Below are 18,396 nucleotides of genomic sequence, written 5' to 3' on the forward strand. Positions count from 1 at the left end.
GAGGAATCCGAAGAATCCGAGGAATCCGAGGAACCCGAGGAACCCGAGGAACCCGAGGAACCCGAAGAACACAGCGAAAACCCCACGACACACGGAGTGGAACCTCCACCGCCTCTTACGCCGTCCTTGACACAGTGAGGCTGCTGTACGGGAACGGCCGGTGCGGCGGCTGGTGCGGGCGGAACGGGGGTCGGCCATGGTGATGCAGGACGGCGGAGCGGTGGATGTCCGTCCGGGCCCCGACCCGGGCCGGGCCGCCCCGGAGCACAGCGGCGCGTATCTCGCGACCGGCCTGTGCCTGGCGCTCTACGCCGCCGCGCTGCTCGGCTGGACCGTCTTCGGGATCGTCGACAGCGGCGGCTCCGCCTGGGACTTCATCGAGGGCCTGTTCAACCCCGGTGCGTCCCCCGCGGCGCAGCTGCTCGGCCCGTACGAATGGGCGTTCACGGTCGCGTTCCTGGTCATCGCGGTGCTGGCGCTGGCGCAGCGGCGGGTGGCGCGCACCGCCGCGCTGCTGTCCGGCTTTCTGCTGCTCGCCGTCTCGGCCCGCGAGGGCGTGGGTCTGCTGGACGCCGCCTACCGCGATCAGTACAGCAACGACCCTCTGGGCGGCTGGGCGCTCGCCACCCGGGGGCTCGGGCTGCTGACGGCGCTGGTCGTGCTGACCCTGATGTTCCCGGCGCGCGAGCGGCGCGGCGGCGAGGCGGGGGCCGGCGGCGAGCGGGGCGCCGGCCCCGATGCCCAGTGGCGGCGCCCGGCGCGGATCAGCGGGGTGCTGTTCCTCATCAACGGCCTGGCCCAGCTGGCGTGGGCGGTACAGGACGTGACCGCCCCCGGGATGGACGCCCGCCGCTATCTGCGTGACGCGGTCGACGCCTCCGTGCTCGGCGACCTCCATGTGGCCGCCACCCTTGCGTTCACCACCGTGGGGTCGGTGGTCGTGCTGCTGGTCCTCGGTGTGCTCGCGGTCCGCGGGCGGCACGACGTCCGGGGCGCGCTGCTGGTGTTCGCGGCGGTGCAGCTGTATCTCACTGTGCGGACGGTGGTGTGGCTGGCCGTGACGGACTTCTTCAACCAGTCCTTCGAGACGACCGAGGGCACGCTGTCGATGGTGACGACGGCGTACTCCCTGGCGGCGATGACGTCGGTGGTGGTGCTGGCCACCGGTCGCGGCTTCGGCGCGTACGGCGGGGCGCGTGCGGAAACGTTCCGTACGGCGCTGGACGGGCGCTACAGCGGGCGATAAGCGGAGCCGCCGGGCGGGGAGCCGCAGCGGCGGGTCGGAAGCGCCGGCAGCGGGCGATGGACGGACCGGCCGGGCGATAAGCGGAGCGGCGGCCGTCTTTGGGGTGCGGCGGGCGATTCCCCTCCGAACCGCCCGTCGCACGCCAAAGACGGCCGCCGCGTGTGGGGGTCGCGGCGGCCGCCAGTGTGAACTGCAACGCGTATGGGGCTTGTGGCCTCTTCAGTGGTGCAGCATGTGAACAACTCTGCCCGTTGGTGCCTCCCCACGGCATCCTCCACAGGTCGCGGGCTCACCCCCGCCGGTCGGCGGGGGTGCGGGGGCGCCTTTGGGCGGGCCTCTGGGAGGCTGTCAGCGCGCAGCGCTGTCTTCTGGGTGGAGGTCGGGCGACGGGCGGGCGGAGCAGCGCGGGACAGGGCGGTCGCGCGCGCATCGGATGGGTGCGACGGAGGAAAGGGGCGGCCGGTGATCCGTGTCGCTGTGGTGGACGATGAACGGCTCGTCAGATCCGGACTGCGAATGATCCTGGGCACCGCCCCGGACATCGAGATGGTCGCGGACTGCAGCGGTGCCGAGGCGGTGGACACCGTGCTGCGCAGCGCGGCCGAGGTCGTACTGCTGGACATCCGGATGCCGGACGTGGACGGCCTGACCGTGCTGCGCCGGCTGCGCGCCACCGCCGAACCGCCGGCCGTGGCGATGCTGACCACCTTCGACGCCCAGGAGTATCTGACCGCGGCGCTGCGCGAGGGCGCGGCCGGCTTTCTGCTCAAGGACTCCGACCCGGAGCAGCTGGTACGGGCCGTACGGACGCTGGCGGCGGGCGGCAGTGTGCTGGACCCCGGCGTCACCCGCGCGGTGATCGGCGGCTATCTCACGGCCGAGGACCAGGCCGCCGCGGCGCGCGCCGTCAGCGGGCTGACCCCGCGGGAGTCGGAGGTGCTGGCCCTGCTCGGCGAGGGGCTGGGCAACGCCCAGATCGCCGACCGGATGGGGCTGGCCCCGAGCACCGTCAAGGACCATGTCCGCGCCCTGCTGGGCAAATTGGGCGGTATCAATCGCATCCAGGCGGCCATCGTCGCCGACCGGGCGGGCCTGGTCTCGGGCGCCCGCCGAGGGGCGTGGTGAGCATGACCGACGGCCTCAAGAAACGGATACGGGCGCTCGCCGACGGGCCACTGGGGCAGCGGCTGCGGCGGATGGCGCCGATCGTGGTCCCGGTCCTCCTCGGCAGCGCCGACGCGGTGCTCGTCAACGGCTTCGAATGGGCCCTGGAACTGTGGGTGTCGCTGGTCGCCGCGGTGGCCCTGCTGATGCGCCGCCGCTTCCCCCTCCTCGTCTTCCTCTTCACCCTCCCGGGCCTCTACATCGGCTACATCTGGTTCGCGCCGATGATCGGGCTCTACACACTCGCCGTGCTCCGCCCCAACCGGGCCCGGTTCGGCGTCTGCGCGGTGCTGCTGATCGCCGCGCACTTCTTCCCGTATCCGATCTCCGACCTCGAACCCACCGCGTATCGCGAGAACATCCTGGTGCTGATCGACGCCAGCGTCACCGCCGCCGCGCCGATCGCCCTGGGCCTCCTGGTGCGCACCCGCCGGGAACTCGCCGTCCGCGTCGAGGACCTGACCCGCAGCCTGCGCCGCGAGGACCGGCTGATCGCGGACCGGGTCAAGACCACCGAACGCGCCCGGCTCGCCCGTGAGATGCACGACGTGGTGGCCCACCAGGTGAGCCTGATCAGCCTCCAGGCGGGGGCGGTGCAGGTCAGCACGGCGGACGAGGCGGCCCGCGCCGGCGCCACGACGATCCGCGAACTGTCCGTCCGGACGCTGGAGGAGCTGCGGCACATGGTCGGCGTCCTGCGGGCGGACGGCGGCGACGCACGGCAGGACCGTGCTCTCGCGCCGCAGCCCGATCTGGACGAGCTGCCACGGCTGATCGAGCTGAGCGCGCTGGACGTGACGTACGAGAGCGGCGTGGTGGCCGGTGCGAGCGGCGCCAAGACAGTGGAGCGGGCGGCGTTCCGAACGGTCCAGGAGGCGCTCACCAACGTCCGCAAGCACGCACCGGGGGCGCGGGTCCGGGTCCGCGTCAACCCGGTGGACGCGGTCCGCGCGGACGAGACGGACGGGGGCCGTACGGGCGAGGGGCTGCGGGTGGAGATCCGCAACGGGCCGCCGGACGCGACGGCGACGGCCCCCGCGCTTCCCGGGGGCGGCCATGGCCTGGTGGGGCTGCGAGAGCGCGCCCAGAGCCTCGGCGGGACGCTGGAAGCGCGTCACACGTCCGACGGCGGCTTCGTCGTACGGGCCGAATTCCCGTACGGGGCGGGGTGAAGCGGGCGGAGTGAAGCGGGCGGGGCGGGCGGCGCGTGGCGTTGCGCCCCCGGCCGGTCCGGGGTCAGGCGGAGAGCGGTGCGGCCGCCTCGTCGACGGCGGTGTGCAGGTCCGGGTACACCTCGAAGAGCCGGCGGACGCCGAGCGCCGCCAGCACGCGGTTGACATGCGATCCGTCAACGGCCCCCTGGGCGGGGAGGATCAGCCGCAGCCGGCCCTGACAGGAGCGCATCAGCCGGCGCGCGGCGATCAGTACCCCGACGCCGCTGGAGTCGCAGAACCGGACCTCGGAGAGATCGAGTACCAGGCTTCGCCGGCCGTCCGCCACCGCGTCGTGCACATGCTGGCGCACCGCGGGCGACGTGACCAGGTCCATTTCACCGGAAACCTGCAGTACGGCCCAACGGCCCTGTTCGCCCTCTGCCACCTTCAACGACACGCGCTCGAAGCCTTTCGCTCGCTTTCGGACGGAATATGCCCCGGTTGCATCCGGAACGCATCCTTCCCCCGGTCGACTGCCCGGCCTCGGCCCCCTGAAACTCTTCCGGATCCTTGGCACAACAGGGCGTTCCCGTCCAAGGCTATGCCCAGCACAGCACCGCTTTCCCCTCGGCGTCCGGTCACACACGGATAACACATCGGCCGATACAGGCACGAACGATCCGCATTGATCCACTTCGATCGGGCATTACCACCACAAAGTGATGACACCCTTACCATCCGCATCCCCCTCAGGGTTCGGTTTGCCGCAAAGGAGCGTGCGATGTCCGACCCGCGCATTACATTCGATGGGACGGAGGATTCTGTGATCGCGGGCAGCGGTCCGGGCACAGGAGGAGAAGGCGGGGCAGCAGGGAATTCGGTGATCGGCAGAGGTGTGAGCTCGGCGGCGACGGACAGGGATAGGGGTCCGATGGGAAACGACGCACCACCGCGCTGGGACAGGCGGATGCAGCAGCGGCTGGCCCGCGGCGAAGCAGCCGCGCTCGGCGAGCTCTACGACCGTTTCGCCTCGCTCGTGCACAGCCTCGCGCACCGCGTCCTGGCCGATGAGGACGCCGCCGACCGCACCACCCGCGAGGTGTTCGCCTACATCTGGGAGCACCCGGACTCCTACGACCCCAAGCAGGGCTCGCTGCGCTCCTGGGTCGCCGCCGTCACCCGCCATCAGGCCGTCCGGCGGCTGCGCCAGACCGAGGCCGCCTCGGCGCGCGACAGCGGACCGGACGCCCCCGAGCCCGACGAGATAGAGCAGAAGATCCACGAAGCCTCCACCGCCGCCCGCGCCGACTACATCGTCACGTCCATGCCCGCACCGCTGCGCGACGCCCTGGAGCTGGCCTACTTCCAGCGGCGCGACTACCGCCAGACCGCCGCCGAGCTCGGCGTCACGGAGGACGAGGCCCGGCGCCGGCTCCGCCTGGGCCTGCAGCTTCTGTCCACCGCCCACAACCACCCGGCGCTGCCGCCGTCCGCGCCCACGGTCCATGGACGGTCGCGGTGAGGGGCCCGGACGAGTGGGACGGCCGCGGAGCGCCCGGCGGGCCCGGTGAACGGCCGCGCATACCGTCACCGCGCTCCGCCGCCGAGGACCACGGCCCGCTGCCGGACCCTCCCCCAGCTACCGCTGGGAGGCACCCCCAGCACGCGAGCGAACCGGAGGAGACCGGCCCCGGGTCCGCGTCCGAGGCCGCCGCCGAGCCCGCGTCCCGGCCGGCCGCCGCACCGGCCGCCCGCCCGGTCCCGGCGTCCCCGGCCGCTCCTGCCTCGCCTCCCCCGCCTCACAAGGTCCTCAAGTCGCTGCTCGGCGCCTGGGCGCTGGCCGCCTGCTCCACCGAGGAGACGGCCGCCGTCGAGGCGCATCTGACGGACTGCGCCTCCTGCGCGGACGAGGCGCTGCGGCTGCGCGATGCCGTCGGCCTGCTGCATCCCGCCGACAGCCTCGACCTCGATCCGCTGCTGCGCTCCCGCGTCCTGGAAGGCTGCCTCGGCCGCCGGCCGGCCCGTATCCCCGTCCCGGATTGGGCGACGCCGTACGACGCGGAGGCCGCCAAACTCGACGCGCTGCTGCGGGACATGGGCGAGTCGGAGTGGCGTGCCCCGGTGCGGCTGCGCTGGTTCCGGGGCGAGCGCCCGGTCGAGCGGGAGACCACCGTGGCAGGGGTCATCGGCCATCTGATGACGGTGGACGGCCTGGTCGCGTCGGCACTGGGGCTCCCCGACCCGCTCGGTTGCGCCGCCCCGCCGGGCACCCCGGGCCCCACCGCGCGGACGGAATCGTACTGGCAGGCGGCGGGCGAGGCCCCCAGCCCGCTCGCCACCCACGGCCCGTGGCGCGACCAGAGCCACGCCCTGATAAGAACGGTCTCGTTCGCCGGCGGCAGCGTCGGCGAACTCTCCGTCCCGTACGGCGAGTTCAGGCTTCCGCTGTGCGACTCGTTCCTGGACCGCGCCTTTGAATGCTGGGTGCACGCCGGCGATATCGCGGACGCGGTGGACTACCCGTACGAGCCGCCCGCCGCCGGGCATCTGCACCAGCTCGTCGACCTCGCCGCCCGGTTGCTGCCGGTCGCGCTGGCCGACCGGCGGCGGGCCGGGCTCGCGACACCGCCGCAGCGTCTGGTGGAGGCGGGCGCCCCGGGCCGCACGCTCCATCTGGAGGTCGAGGGCAGCGGCGGCGGCCACTGGTACATAGCCCTGGACTCCCCGGCCGCACTCGGCTCGCCGGACCGCACGGTCGCCCATATCGCCCTGGACAGCGCAGAGTTCTGCCAGCTGGCGGCCGGGCATGTCTCGCCGGAGGAGGCGGCCGCGGGCCAGCACGGCGAACGTGACGCGATCCGCGACGTCCTCTTCGCGACCGCGTCGCTGTCCCGGCTCTGAACGGCAGCGCAGGGCACGCCCCAGGGCGTGCCCTCAGGGCACGTCTTACGCGAAGACGACGGTCCGGCTGCCGTTCAGCAGCACCCGGCGCTCGCTGTGCCACTTCACGGCCCGCGCCAGGGCCTGGCACTCCACATCGCGGCCGATCGCCACGAGCTGGTCGGGCGTGACCTCGTGGCCGACGCGCTCGACCTCCTGCTCGATGATCGGGCCCTCGTCGAGGTCCGCCGTCACATAGTGCGCGGTGGCACCGATGAGCTTCACACCGCGGGCGTGCGCCTGGTGGTACGGCCTGGCGCCCTTGAAGCTCGGGAGGAAGGAGTGGTGGATGTTGATGATCCGGCCGGACAGGGCCTTGCACAGATCGTCGGAGAGCACCTGCATGTAGCGGGCCAGCACCACCAGCTCGACGTTCTCCGCGCGCACCAGCTCCAGCAGCTGCGCCTCGGCCTGTGCCTTCGTGTCGCGGGTGACCGGAATGTGGTGGAAGGGGATGTCGTACGAGCCGACGAGCTCGGCGAAGTCCGTGTGGTTGGAGACCACGGCCGCGATCTCGACCGGCAGCGCGCCGATCCGCGAGCGGAAGAGCAGGTCGTTGAGGCAGTGCCCGAACTTGGACACCATCAGGACGACGCGCATCTTGTCGTCGGCCCGGTGGATCTGCCAGTCCATGTGGAAGGAGTCGCCCACCGCCGCGAAGCTGGCCCGCAGCTTCTCGACGCTCACCGAGGCATCCGCGCTGAAGTGGACCCGCATGAAGAACAGCCCGGTGTCGTGGTCGCCGAACTGCTGGCTGTCCTCGATGTTGCAGCCGGTGATGAAGAGATAGCTGGAGACGGCGTGCACGATCCCCTGCTTGTCCGGGCAGGACAGCGTCAGGACGTACTGATCGTTCTGGCCTTCGCGACGGGTCCGCTCGTTCTGAACGTTCCGGTCGTTCCGGCCGGGCTTGGTGGGCTGCTGCGACTCGCTCATGCCGAAACCTCGCCTCGCTCGGTCTCGCATTCGCTCGACGCGCACCCTTCGATGACTCGCTCGCTTCGCTCGCTCATGACCTCATAGGGTCGCACACCTGCGGGGATGGTCAGGCCGGGGCGTCCGGGCCGCCGGTCATGATCGCCAGCACCTCCAGGGAGCGTGGCGGGACATCCGGGTCCTCGCCGTCCGCCGCCGCCAGCAGCACATGCGCCTCGCGGGCCGCCTGCACGGCCTCCGGCCAGCCCTGGTGCTCCATGTACGCGGTGACCGGGGCGTCCGCACCGACCTGGTGCATGATCCGCAGCACCCGCAGCACGGCGGCATCGACCAGGGCCGCCTCCTGGGCGTCCCGGAAGATCGTGCCGATGTACTTGTCGGCGGACCAGTTGTCCAGCCAGGTGTCCTCGACCAGCCGGTAGACGGCGTCGGTGACGTCGCCGTACCCGGGCCGGCCGGTCAGCCAGGTCTCCTGCTGGAAGACGGGGTCGGAGAGCATGTGCAGCGCGGAGCGCACATTGCTGCGCCAGCGCCACCATGGCATGTCGTTGAGTGGCATGCCGCCCATGGTGGTCGAGCGGCGGCCGCGACGGGAAGACTTCTCCGAACCTTGCACAGTATTCGATCGTACGTTCCTCGCCGACGATCTCTCACGGCCCCCCGGAGTTCACCTCTACGTCACCATCCGTTGCTCTGACGTCACTCACACGTTCCGGGCGGGACGGAAGGCTTCAGGACCATGACCGGACGGCGACGCTCCTCCCCCCGCCCCTCCTCCCATGCTCCCTCGGTCGCGATCGCTTCGGCGGTGGCATGTACGGCGGTCATCGCGTCGTTACTCGCGGGCTGCGGCACCCTCTCCGGCATGTCGGCGGACTCCGGGGAGAAGGCGCCGATCACGGTGATGACCTGGGCGCCCCAGGACACCAACGCGACCAATATGCCGGGTATGCCGGCCATGGCGGAGGCGTACGCCCGCTGGGTCAACTCCCGGGGCGGCCTCAACGGCCACCGTCTGCGGGTCCTCACCTGCAACGAGCGCAATGACTCGGTGGCCGCCGCGCAGTGCGCCCAGCGCGCGGCGGACAAGGGGGCGGTCGCCGTCGTCGGCTCGTACAGCCAGTTCGGCCGCTCGTTCATGTCGCCCCTTGAGGTCGAGGGCATACCCTTCATCGGCGGTTACGGCGCCTCGGACGAAGAGTTCGCCAGCCCGCTCTCATACCCCGTCAACGGCGGCCAGGCGTCCCTCCTCGCGGGCAACGGGCGCCAGTTGGCGCGCAGTTGCGAGCGCGTCGCGCTGGTGCGGCCGGACACCATCCAGGGCGACCAGATGCCCGAGCTCCTCAACTCCGGTCTGGAGAGCGGCAGCCGGAAGCCGGCGCAGGACATCAAGGCCCCCGAGGACGGCACCGACTACTCGGTCGAGGTGACCCGCGCCCTGGACGGCGTGGGCGCGGATCCGACCGTCTACGGCACGGCGGCGAACGGCGGGAAGTCCGCCGGCTCCTGTGTGACCGCCTCGCTCGGCGACGCCACGGGCGCGTTCTTCGACTCCTTCCGGCGCCTCCAGGAGGACCACGCGAAGGTGCATATCGCGTCCATCCTCGGCAGCGTCAGCCAGTCGCTGGCCGACCGTACGGGCGGCGGTTCAGGGCCGCTGGAGGGCGCGTATCTCACCGGCTGGTACCCGGTGGCGAGCGATGCCCGCTGGGAGCCGATGCGCAAGGTCATCAACGATCACGCCTTCGCCGACAACCGCATCGACCCGGCCGACCAGGGCGTCCAGACGACCTGGATCGCCTACACCGTGCTGCGGGCGCTGATCCAGCAGCTGGACGACGAGGGCGTCGAGGACATCACCCCGCACGCCCTCCAGCAGGCGCTGGACCACGGCGACCGCGCCATCGACACCGGCGGCCTGACCCCGAAGCTGCGCTGGCGCGAGGACGACATGCTCGCCGTCCAGGACTTTCCGCGCATCGTCAACGGAATGGTGACGTACCAGGCCGTACGGGACGGGCAGTTGGTCGCCGTCAAGGACGGCTTCGTGAACGTCACCAAGACGCTGGAGCGGCGCCGTACGGAGGACTGAGGGGCGGGTGGGGCCACCGGGGCGGCCCGACGCCATCCGTCACCGCTCTCCGGCGCCCCGCGCAGTGCCTCATGACCGCGCGCGGGGCCTCAGTGCGGCTCGGGGCCTCAGAGCTGCTCGGGGCGGCGCTCCGTCAGGCCGTACTTCTGGGCGATCGGGTTCCAGATGTGCGCCGCCTGCTGCTTGGCCTTGGTGGCCACACCGCTGGCCGCATTGCCCTGGGCGGTCTGCTTGGTGAGACGGGCCTTGCCCTTGGGGCAGCCCTTCTTGCCGCCGACCTGGCCGGCCCACGCCGCGTAGTGGTTGTCCGCTGAGGCGGACGACTGCCAGGCCCTGGTCAGCGCCGCGGTCAGCTGGGCGTTGTTCGGGATCTCGTCGACCTGGAGCTGCTTCAGCCGCGTCACCAGCTCGTTGCGCTGCGCGGCCGCGTCCCGCAGGTCCTTGGCCGCGCCGCCCAGGTTGTCGCAGGTCTTGATGCTGTTGACGGCGCTGATCACCGAGGCGCGGCTGTTGTTGCTGTCGCCGAGCAGCGCGTCGAGTTCCTTGGCCTGGGCCTCGGCCGGGTCGGCGGACGGCTTCGGCTGCGGCTTCTCCTTCGCCGCCTTCTCCGTGCTGGTGCCGGGGTTCTCCTTCTTCGCGGAGTCGTCGCCGCCGCCGCTCAGCGCCCAGCCGACGCCGAGGCCGGCGCCCGCCAGCACGACGACGATGATGCCGATGATCGCGGCCGGAGCCAGCCCCCGGCGGCGCCCGCCACGGTCGTCGTCGTCATAGGGCATCTGCTGGTCGTAGCCGCCGCCCTGGGGCGGGAACTGCTGGCCGTACGGGGACCGGCCCGGGTCCTCGAAGCGCGGCAGCTGCGCGGTGGAGTCCGGCGCGGCGGCCGCTCCCGGCGCGCCCGGCCCGTCGCGGAACAGGCCCTCGAACTCGGCGGGGGTCGGACGGTCCGCGGGCGCGCCGGGCCGTATTCCGTACGGCGCGCCGGGCGGGGTCGGCGCACCGGCGCCGACCGGGGGAATCAGCTGGGTGGCCTCCGAGTCCGCACCGGCGGCGGGCATCGGCTGGGCCTGGGGCATCGGCCGGCCCTGGCCCGGCGCCCCGCCCTGCGCCGGCTTCACCCGGCGCAGCAGCTGGGTGGATTCACCGGCCGTCTCGGGGGGCAGCGGCGCGGCACCGGGGACGCCCTGCCGCGCACTCATGGGGGACAGCAGCGCGGTCTGCTCCGCGTCGCCCGCGGCGGGCGGCAGCGGCGCACCGACCTGCGGCGTCGCCGGGACCAGCTGCCCGGACGGGGGCTGGGGCTGCTGGGCATGCGGCTGCTGCTGGGGGTATTGCCCATACGGCTGCGGCTGCGCCTGCTGGTCGTATGCCTGCGGCTGCGCCTGCACCTGCTGGTCGTATCGCTGCTGGCCGCCGTACGACGGGCCCTCGGGCGGCAGTGCGCCGGACGGAACCGCGGCGGCCGGCGGCGGCTCCGGGGACGCCTGCTGCTGCGGCATCGCGGGCGGCGCGGACGGCGGCATGGGCGGCATCGGCGGCTGCCCCTGGGGCGGGAGCTGCTGCGCCATCGGGTCCGGGGCCTGCGGGAGTGCGGCCTGCTGGGCCGGGGCCTGGGCGTAGCCCTGGCCGTACGCCTGCGGCTGGGCCGGCGACTGCGCCTGCACGGGCGGCTGTCCCTGGACGGGCGCCTGGCCGTACGGCTGGGCGTCCTGCTGGCCGGGTCCCCAGGGCTGGCCCCACGGCTGGCCGGCCGGTGGCGCGGCCTGCTGGTCGGGCACCCACGGCTCGCCGTTGGCGGGCAGCACAATGCCCTCTCTGGCGGGGCCGGCCGCAGAATTCTGCGGGTCGTGGCCCTGTCCGCTCTGCGTCACCGGGACTCCTACCATCGTGCAGACCTACGGAATCGTCGGCTGCACGCTACCGGTTCGCAGCGACGTTCGACCACGTCCCCTGGTCACCACCCCCGCCCGCCCCCGCAACGCACCGGGGCGGACCGGTGCCTCCGGCCCGCCCCGACGGACGCTGTCGTCCCCCCTTACGCCGCCCCTTATGCGGCCACCGCACGCAACTCCAGCCGTGCACTGAATTCCCTTACCACCGGTTCGTCCCGATATGGCTCAAGTCGCAGCTGGAAGTCCTCCAGATACTCCGCGCCACGGTCAGAGCGCAGCCCGCTGAGCAACTCCACCGCCTGCGTGCCCGTGTGGCAGGCCTGCTCGATCTCACGCTGCTGCACCTGGGCGCCGGCCAGCAGCACGAGCCCGATGGCACGCCGCCGCGCCCGGCTGGCCGGGTGCCCGTCCAGCGCCTCCTGCGCACACTGCCCGGCCGGCCCGGCCTGCCCCAAGTCGCGGTGGCAGTGGGCGAGTTCATCGGCCAGATACGCCTGGTCGAAGTGGCCGATCCAGGCCGGGTCGTCGCCCGAGTCGGTGACGGACTCGGCGCGCTCCATGGCGGCGACCGCCTTGCCCGCCACCTCCTGGAAGGCGCGGGCATCGCCCATCAGGGCGTGACCGCGGGCTTCCGCCGCACAGAACATCGCCTCCGCCCGTGGGGTGACATGCCCCCGGGCGCCTTCCTGTGCGGCGCGGGCGAGCTGGGCGATCTCCCGTGGATTGCCGAGCGACGCGGCGAGATGGCTCATGCTCGCCGCCAGCACGTAGCCGCCGTAGCCGCGGTCACCCGCCGCCTGGGCCAGCCGCAACGCCTGGATGTAGTAGCGCTGCGCGAGACCGGGCTGCCCGGTGTCGACGGCCATGTAGCCGCCCAGTTCCGTCAACCGCGCGACGGTCGCGAAGAGTTCACGCCCGACGGACTCCCGGTACGAGCCAGCGAGCAGCCCCGAGACGACGCTGTTGAGGTAGTGCACGACGACCGGACGGACATGCCCGGCGCCGAAGCGGTGGTCGAGCTCGCTGAGCGCCGTCGTCATGGCGCGTACCGCCTCGACGTCCGACGTGCCCACTCTGGCCCCGGCGTTCCTGGCGACCTGTGTGTCCGCGCCGGTGATCAGCCAGTCGCGGCTCGGCTCCACCAGCGCCGAGGCCGCCACCGAGGAGCCGCTGAGGAAGTCGCGGCGCCCGACATCGCTGCGCCACAGCTCACAGACCTGCTCGATCGCCCCGAGGACGGTCGGTGAGAATTGCAGCCCCACCCCGGACGCAAGGTTTTTCCCGTCGGCCATCCCGATCTCGTCGATGGTGACGGTGCGCCCCAGCTTTCGGCCCAGTGCCTCCGCGATGACGGCCGGGGCACGGCCGCGCGGCTGCTGCCCCCGCAGCCAGCGGGCCACGGAGGTCTTGTCGTAGCGCAGATCGAGACCGTGTTCCGCCCCGCACATGTTGACGCGGCGGGCCAGCCCCGCGTTGGAGCAGGCGGCTTCTTGGATGAGCGCTTGCAGCCGTTCATTGGGCTGCCGCGCGACGAGTGGCCTGGCGGCCATGCTTTGTACCCCCTGTTACTGCTGCGCGTTCACCACGAACGCCGTTCCCCGCGATCAATTCCCCAGAGATATCCGGGATATCCGAGACATCCGGGATACGAGCGGTACGAGCGATTGGCGCTTTGTCAGGGGATGCACAGCATCCGGGCGGTATGGGCGCTGCCCGTTGCGTCCCCGTGCAAAACGTTGCCCGGAGCCAGGGCCGGGTTACCGGCCTCGGGAGTTCGACCTGCGAGAAAGCTTGGCGCGCGGTGCCCGCGTACACATAGCGGCGCCGCCGTGCTCGGGTCCCCCCTGGTGCGCACCGCGGACTGCCGCCGGGCGGCCTCTCCGCCCGTCATGCAGGTGGCTACCCGCTTCCACGACCGCCGCCGCACACGCGCCCCCACTCATGCTTCCATGCGCCCCACGTGCAAGAACGATGCGCCGGGGCGGGCCTCGGGTCGGCCGTAACCCTTGGTGATAAGTGAAGTTGTCATCTCTGTGGATGAGACCATCGGAGTCACAGGAGCCTCGCAGATCCCCAAGCAGCGCGGCGAGACGCTGCTAGACACTGCGGTGCGTTACGCGGAAGAGCGCCATTGGGACGTGTTCCCCGGCGCATGGCTGGAGCACGACGGCGAGTTGCCGCGCTGCTCGTGCCGCGCAGGCGACTGCGCCGCGCCCGGCGCGCACCCCACCGCACCGGGCTGGGCCGGGCTGGCCAGCGGCAGCGCGACGGCGGTCCGCCGGATGTGGGGCAAGCAGCCGCGCGCCTCGATCCTGCTGCCGACGGGCCGGACGTTCGAGGCGCTCGATGTGCCCGAGACGGCCGGCTGCCTGGCGCTGGCCCGTATGGAGCGGATGGAGCTGCCACTCGGGCCCGTGACCCGCACCCCGGGCCGCCGGATGCTCTTCCTCGTCCTCCCCGGCGCCTCCGTCAAGGTTCCCAAACTCGTGCGGGAGATCGGCTGGGCGCCGGCCGCGCTCGACCTGGTGTGCCGCGGTGAGGGTGAGTACATCGCCGCACCGCCGACCCGGGTGGGCGCCCACGGCTCGGTGCAGTGGGTGCGCCGCCCCACCGCCACCAACCGCTGGCTGCCGGACGCGGAGGAGCTGATCAGCCCGCTGGCGTACGCCTGCGCCCGCGATGCGGCGGCGGCCCGGGGCCACTGACCCCCGGCCGCCGCCCCCTGCGTCCCCGGCCCGGCGATTGTCCGTACCCGCCCGTATCGTGGAATTCGGACGGGGGCACGACCGCCCCTGCGGGGACGTCGAAGGGCAGGACCGGTGGCGAACGAGCCGGAACAGACACAAGAGCGGGCCGAGTCGGCATTGGCGGTCGGCCCGCCCGCCGTACGCATACAGGGTCTGTGGAAGAAGTTCGGCGAGCAGGTCGCCGTCTCCGGTATCGATCTGACACTGCCCGCGGGCCGCTTCATCGGGCTGGTCGGCCCCAACGGCGCCGGCAAGACCACCACGCTCTCCATGGTGACGGGGCTGCTGCGGCCGGACGCCGGGCTGGTCGAGATCGGCGGTCACGACGTCTGGCGGGACCCGGTGGCGGTGAAGTCCCGGATCGGCGTACTGCCCGAGGGGCTGCGTCTCTTCGAGCGGCTCTCAGGCCGCGAACTCCTCGGCTATACGGGGCGGTTGCGCGGTCTGCCCGGTGACGAGGTCGACAAGCGGGCCGACCAGCTGCTGGACGTGCTCGACCTGTCCGGCGCCCAGAACAAGCTCGTCGTGGACTACTCCACCGGTATGCGCAAGAAGATCGGGCTGGCCGCGGCGCTGCTGCACAACCCCGAGATCCTCTTTCTCGACGAGCCCTTCGAGGGAGTCGACCCGGTGTCGGCGCAGACCATCCGCGGCGTACTGGAGCGCTACACCTCCTCCGGGGCGACGGTGATCTTCTCCAGTCATGTGATGGAGCTGGTCGAGTCGCTGTGCGACTGGGTCGCGGTGATCGCCGCCGGGCGGATCCGGGCGGACGGCCCGCTCGCGGAGGTGCGCGGCGCGTCCCCGTCCCTCCAGGACGCGTTCCTCGAACTGGTCGGCGCGAACGACCGCGGCGCGGGGCAGAACCTGGACTGGCTGGGCGGTGGCGGCACCCGATGAGCACCGGATCCGCGACCGTCCACCCGGCCGCCGCCCCCTCCCTGACCTCCGTCTTCGTACGGCTGAAGCTGTCCCTGCTGCGCAACGGCCTGCGCCAGTCGACGGGCCGCACCCTGGCCTATGTCGCGTCGGTCCTGGTCGGCCTGCTCTTCGCCGCCGGAGCCGTGCTCGGGCTGATCGCGCTGCGCGGCAACGCCCATGTGGGCGCACTGGTCGTGCTGCTGACCGGGATCCTCACCCTGGGCTGGGCGGTGATGCCGCTGTTCTTCCCCGCCGGTGACGAGACCCTCGATCCGACCCGGCTGGTCATGCTGCCGCTGCGGCCGCGCCCGCTGATCGTCTCGCTGCTGGTGACATCGCTGGTCGGGATCGGTCCGGTCGTGACCTTCGCGCTGGTGACCGGCTCGGTGATCGCGGTCGCGGACGGGCCGGTGGCCACCGTCGTCGGCGTACTGGCCGTCGTCCTGGTGGTGTTGGTGTGCGTGTCCCTGGCGCGCGCCGTCGCCACCGCGTCGGTGCGGTTGCTGACCAGCCGCCGCGGCCGCGATCTCGCCGTGCTGAGCGGCCTGTTCATCGCGATCGGCGCACAGGGCGTCAACATCGCCCTCCAGAAGCTGGGCCGCCCGGACGGGCTGTCCGTGTTGGAGCCGCTGGGCGATGTCCTGCGCTGGGTGCCGCCGGCTTCCGCGATAAGCGCCGTGGACGACGCCGGTCATGGGGCGTACGGGCGTGCGGCCGTGGGCCTGTTGCTGACGGCGGTGGTGCTGGCCCTGCTGCTGTGGTGGTGGCAGCGGACCCTGACCACCCTGATGACGTCCCCGGATTCGTCCACCCTCCAGGCCGTCGAGAAGGACAGCGGACGGAAGTCCGGTTCCGGCGATCGCGGGCTGGAGCGGCTGCTGCCGGGCGGGCGTACGGGCACGGTCATGCTGCGGACGCTGCGCTACGCATGGCGCGACCCGAAGTCGAAGATGTCCTGGGCGACGGCGATCGGCGTCGGCCTGCTGGTGCCGATCGTCTCGTCCGTACAGGGCAACGGCAGCATCTACACCGCGTTCTCGGCGTCCGCGCTGCTCGGCATGCAGATGTACAACCAGTTCGGGCAGGACACCTCGGCGTTCTGGATGGTGGCCTCGACGATCTCCACCCCCCGGGACGCCTATCAGGAGCTGCGGGCCCGCGCTCTGACGCTGGCACTGGTGGCCGTTCCGTACGTCACGCTGGTCGTCGGCGGCACCGCGGCCCTCATCGGCCCGTGGTCGTCCTTCCTGGAGGTGTACGGGCTTTCGCTGGCCCTGCTGGGCGCGCTGCTGGCCACCGGCGCACTGTCCTCCGCGCTCTTCCCGTACTCGATCCCTTCCGAGGGCAACAAGAACGTCGCGGCGGGGCAGGGAGCCATCGCCTGGTTCAGCCTCTTCGGCGGCCTGCTGATCGGCGGCGTGCTCAGCTTGCCGCTGCTGGGGCTGACGATCTGGCTGCATGTCGCGGGCCTGCACAGCCTGTTGTGGGTGCTGCTGCCGGTCGGCGTGGTCTACGGGGCGGGCGTCGCGGAGCTGGGGCTGCGGGTGGCCGCGCCCCGGGTGGCACGGCGACTGCCGGAGATCCTGGTGGCGGTCAGCAAGGCCTGACCACACCGGGCAGCGGTACCAGCGACCTCCTGCGCGACTTCGCACCCCTCCAGCTTGACATCAAGTTCAGTTGAGGTCTGAGGGTTTGGGGTGTCGGCACCGGACTTACCCGTCCAGGGAACGGCCGGCACCCCATCCGTCTCAGGAGTACCGCCATGCCCGCTGCCCCCACCCTCGGCGATACCGCCGCCACCGGGTCCGCCCCGCCCGCCGACCGCCCCACGCGTGACCGCGGCGTCGCCGCCCTGGCGTCCGTCGTCGTCCTCGGCTCACTGATGACCATCCTGGACACCACGGTCGTCAATGTCGCGCTCAACCGCCTCTCCCAGGACTTCCACGCCCCGCTGGCCGCCATCCAGTGGGTGGCCACCGGCTACACCCTCGCGCTGGCGGCCGTCATCCCGCTCACCGCATGGGCCATCGGCCGCTTCGGCACAAAACGCCTGTACCTGTTGGCGATCGGCGGGTTCGCGCTGGGCTCGGCGCTCGCCGGACTCGCCTGGAACACCGAGTCGCTGATCGCCTTCCGGGTGCTCCAGGGGCTGGCGGGCGGCGTCGTCCAGCCGGTCGGCATGACCATCCTCATCCGGGCCTCCGACCCCGCACACCAGGGCCGGATGATGAGCATCCTCGGCCTCCCGGTGCTCGTCGGCCCGCTGATCGGCCCGGTCCTCGGCGGCTACCTGGTGGACGAGGTCTCCTGGCGCTGGCTGTTCCTCATCAACATCCCCATCGGCGTGATCACCCTCGCCCTCGGCGCCCGCTTCTTCCGGCGGGACACCCCGCAGCCCGCCCGCCGGCTCGACCTGCCGGGCCTGCTGACCCTCTCCCCCGGTCTGGCCCTGCTGATATTCGGGCTGAGCACGGGCGCCGAGCGGCATTCCTTCACCACCACCGGCGTTCTGCTGCCCACCCTGCTCGGCGCCGCCCTCGTCATCGCCTTCGTGATCCGCGCGCTGACCGCCCGGGACCCGCTGATCGACCTGCGGCTGCTGCGGCACGGCTCGTTCGGCTCGGCGGCGGCGACCCTGGCGCTGTTCGTCTGCGGGTACTTCGGCTCGATGCTGCTGCTGCCGCTCTACTACCAGGTCGTCCGCGGACAGAGCGCGACCGGCGCCGGGCTGCTGGGCATTCCGCAGGTCGTGACCACCGGCATCACCATGCAGTTCGCCGGCCGGCTGGTCGACAAGATGGCGCCGCGCAGGCTGGTGCTGTCCGGAGTGGCCCTGGCCGCCACCGGGTTCCTCGCCTTCACCACCCAGGTCGCCGCCGACACCCCGTACGCGGTGCTGCTCGCCGCGCTCGCCGTCATGGGCATCGGGGTCGGCATGACGATGATGCCGACCATGGCCGCAGCCACCCGCAACATCGACAACGACCGCATCCCGGCCGCCTCCACGACGCTGAGCATCATCCCGCAGGTCGCGTCGTCCATCGGCGGCGCGCTGATGTCCGTACTACTGGCGGGGGCGATGGCCGACCGGCTCCCGCGCTCGATGGCCGGCGGCCTGGAAGCCGTCCACGCGCTGTCCGACGAGGCGGTACGCGCCGTCGCACCGCAACTGGCCGAAGCCTTCCGGCACACCTACGTCTGGGCCGTGGCGCTGGTGGCACTGGCTCTGCTGCCTGCGCTGTTCCTGCCTCGGGGCAAGCAAGAGGCGAGGTGAGGGGAAGGGGAGGGCGGGCGTGGCCGGGGCGGC

Annotated in this window: 15 protein-coding genes; 10 read left to right on the forward strand and 5 right to left on the reverse strand. The window is 72.2% G+C overall.

What is annotated here, in order from left to right; genetic code table 11:
• The first annotated feature begins 196 nt into the window (after positions 1-196).
• The 3 genes from AB0I10_RS09325 to AB0I10_RS09335 all read left to right on the forward strand — a co-directional run bounded on the left by AB0I10_RS09325 (position 197) and on the right by AB0I10_RS09335 (position 3,582).
• Complete coding sequence (locus AB0I10_RS09325) at positions 197-1,246, forward strand: hypothetical protein (RefSeq protein ID WP_363151735.1); 1,050 nt, start codon at positions 197-199, stop codon at positions 1,244-1,246.
• Between the two features lie 462 nt (positions 1,247-1,708).
• Complete coding sequence (locus AB0I10_RS09330) at positions 1,709-2,371, forward strand: response regulator transcription factor (RefSeq protein ID WP_363151736.1); 663 nt, start codon at positions 1,709-1,711, stop codon at positions 2,369-2,371.
• Positions 2,372-2,373: 2 nt separating this feature from the next.
• Positions 2,374-3,582, forward strand: a complete 1,209-nt coding sequence (locus tag AB0I10_RS09335) for a histidine kinase (RefSeq protein ID WP_363151737.1) — start codon at positions 2,374-2,376, stop codon at positions 3,580-3,582.
• 64 nt (positions 3,583-3,646) lie between these two features.
• On the opposite strand, the gene AB0I10_RS09340 is transcribed toward AB0I10_RS09335, so the two are convergent.
• Positions 3,647-4,021 (reverse strand): STAS domain-containing protein, encoded by a 375-nt coding sequence (locus tag AB0I10_RS09340; protein ID WP_030067429.1) that lies wholly within the window; start codon positions 4,019-4,021, stop codon positions 3,647-3,649.
• A 474-nt stretch (positions 4,022-4,495) separates the two neighbouring features.
• Between AB0I10_RS09340 and AB0I10_RS09345 the strand changes: the two genes are divergently transcribed.
• Entirely contained in the window at positions 4,496-5,086 is a 591-nt protein-coding gene (locus tag AB0I10_RS09345) for a sigma-70 family RNA polymerase sigma factor (protein ID WP_363151738.1), read from the forward strand.
• Positions 5,083-6,465 carry a zf-HC2 domain-containing protein gene (locus AB0I10_RS09350; RefSeq protein ID WP_363151739.1) on the forward strand — a complete coding sequence of 461 codons (1,383 nt, stop codon included), beginning with the start codon at positions 5,083-5,085 and terminating at the stop codon, positions 6,463-6,465. Before AB0I10_RS09345 ends, AB0I10_RS09350 begins: the two co-directional genes overlap by 4 nt.
• 45 nt (positions 6,466-6,510) lie before the next feature.
• On the opposite strand, the gene purU is transcribed toward AB0I10_RS09350, so the two are convergent.
• Positions 6,511-7,440, reverse strand: coding sequence for a formyltetrahydrofolate deformylase (purU, locus tag AB0I10_RS09355; RefSeq protein WP_363151740.1), 930 nt, complete (start codon positions 7,438-7,440; stop codon positions 6,511-6,513).
• 109 nt (positions 7,441-7,549) lie between these two features.
• Positions 7,550-8,008 carry a hypothetical protein gene (locus AB0I10_RS09360; protein ID WP_363151770.1) on the reverse strand — a complete coding sequence of 153 codons (459 nt, stop codon included), beginning with the start codon at positions 8,006-8,008 and terminating at the stop codon, positions 7,550-7,552.
• A gap of 171 nt (positions 8,009-8,179) precedes the next feature.
• On the opposite strand from AB0I10_RS09360, the gene AB0I10_RS09365 reads away from it, so the two are divergent.
• On the forward strand, positions 8,180-9,532 hold the full coding sequence (locus AB0I10_RS09365) for an ABC transporter substrate-binding protein (protein ID WP_363151741.1): 1,353 nt from the start codon (positions 8,180-8,182) through the stop codon (positions 9,530-9,532).
• A gap of 107 nt (positions 9,533-9,639) precedes the next feature.
• Here AB0I10_RS09365 and AB0I10_RS09370 read toward each other — a convergent pair whose 3' ends face one another.
• The gene (locus AB0I10_RS09370) at positions 9,640-11,400 is read right to left on the reverse strand and encodes a hypothetical protein (RefSeq protein WP_363151742.1); all 1,761 of its coding nucleotides are present in this window, start codon (positions 11,398-11,400) and stop codon (positions 9,640-9,642) included.
• Between the two features lie 176 nt (positions 11,401-11,576).
• Positions 11,577-12,971 (reverse strand): transcriptional regulator, encoded by a 1,395-nt coding sequence (locus tag AB0I10_RS09375; RefSeq protein WP_363151744.1) that lies wholly within the window; start codon positions 12,969-12,971, stop codon positions 11,577-11,579.
• A gap of 483 nt (positions 12,972-13,454) precedes the next feature.
• Between AB0I10_RS09375 and AB0I10_RS09380 the strand changes: the two genes are divergently transcribed.
• From AB0I10_RS09380 to AB0I10_RS09395, 4 genes are all read left to right on the forward strand, one after another.
• Positions 13,455-14,126, forward strand: a complete 672-nt coding sequence (locus tag AB0I10_RS09380; protein WP_363151745.1) for a bifunctional DNA primase/polymerase — start codon at positions 13,455-13,457, stop codon at positions 14,124-14,126.
• A 114-nt stretch (positions 14,127-14,240) separates the two neighbouring features.
• Positions 14,241-15,068 (forward strand): ABC transporter ATP-binding protein, encoded by an 828-nt coding sequence (locus AB0I10_RS09385; RefSeq protein ID WP_363151746.1) that lies wholly within the window; start codon positions 14,241-14,243, stop codon positions 15,066-15,068.
• Positions 15,065-16,696 (forward strand): transporter, encoded by a 1,632-nt coding sequence (locus AB0I10_RS09390; protein WP_363151747.1) that lies wholly within the window; start codon positions 15,065-15,067, stop codon positions 16,694-16,696. Before AB0I10_RS09385 ends, AB0I10_RS09390 begins: the two co-directional genes overlap by 4 nt.
• Positions 16,697-16,851: 155 nt before the next feature.
• On the forward strand, positions 16,852-18,363 hold the full coding sequence (locus tag AB0I10_RS09395; RefSeq protein WP_363151748.1) for a DHA2 family efflux MFS transporter permease subunit: 1,512 nt from the start codon (positions 16,852-16,854) through the stop codon (positions 18,361-18,363).
• Positions 18,364-18,396: the final 33 nt, after the last annotated feature.

It is taken from the genome of Streptomyces sp. NPDC050636, assembly GCF_040654775.1.
Taxonomy (GTDB): Bacteria; Actinomycetota; Actinomycetes; order Streptomycetales; family Streptomycetaceae; genus Streptomyces.

Coding starts and splice junctions, on each gene's coding strand:
- AB0I10_RS09325 (WP_363151735.1), top strand. CDS start 197: ATGGTGATGCAGGACGGCGGAGCGGTGGATGTCCGTCCGGGCCCCGAC.
- AB0I10_RS09335 (WP_363151737.1), top strand. CDS start 2,374: ATGACCGACGGCCTCAAGAAACGGATACGGGCGCTCGCCGACGGGCCA.
- AB0I10_RS09345 (WP_363151738.1), top strand. CDS start 4,496: ATGGGAAACGACGCACCACCGCGCTGGGACAGGCGGATGCAGCAGCGG.
- purU (WP_363151740.1), bottom strand. CDS start 7,440: ATGAGCGAGTCGCAGCAGCCCACCAAGCCCGGCCGGAACGACCGGAAC.
- AB0I10_RS09360 (WP_363151770.1), bottom strand. CDS start 8,008: ATGGGCGGCATGCCACTCAACGACATGCCATGGTGGCGCTGGCGCAGC.
- AB0I10_RS09365 (WP_363151741.1), top strand. CDS start 8,180: ATGACCGGACGGCGACGCTCCTCCCCCCGCCCCTCCTCCCATGCTCCC.
- AB0I10_RS09375 (WP_363151744.1), bottom strand. CDS start 12,971: ATGGCCGCCAGGCCACTCGTCGCGCGGCAGCCCAATGAACGGCTGCAA.
- AB0I10_RS09390 (WP_363151747.1), top strand. CDS start 15,065: ATGAGCACCGGATCCGCGACCGTCCACCCGGCCGCCGCCCCCTCCCTG.
- AB0I10_RS09395 (WP_363151748.1), top strand. CDS start 16,852: ATGCCCGCTGCCCCCACCCTCGGCGATACCGCCGCCACCGGGTCCGCC.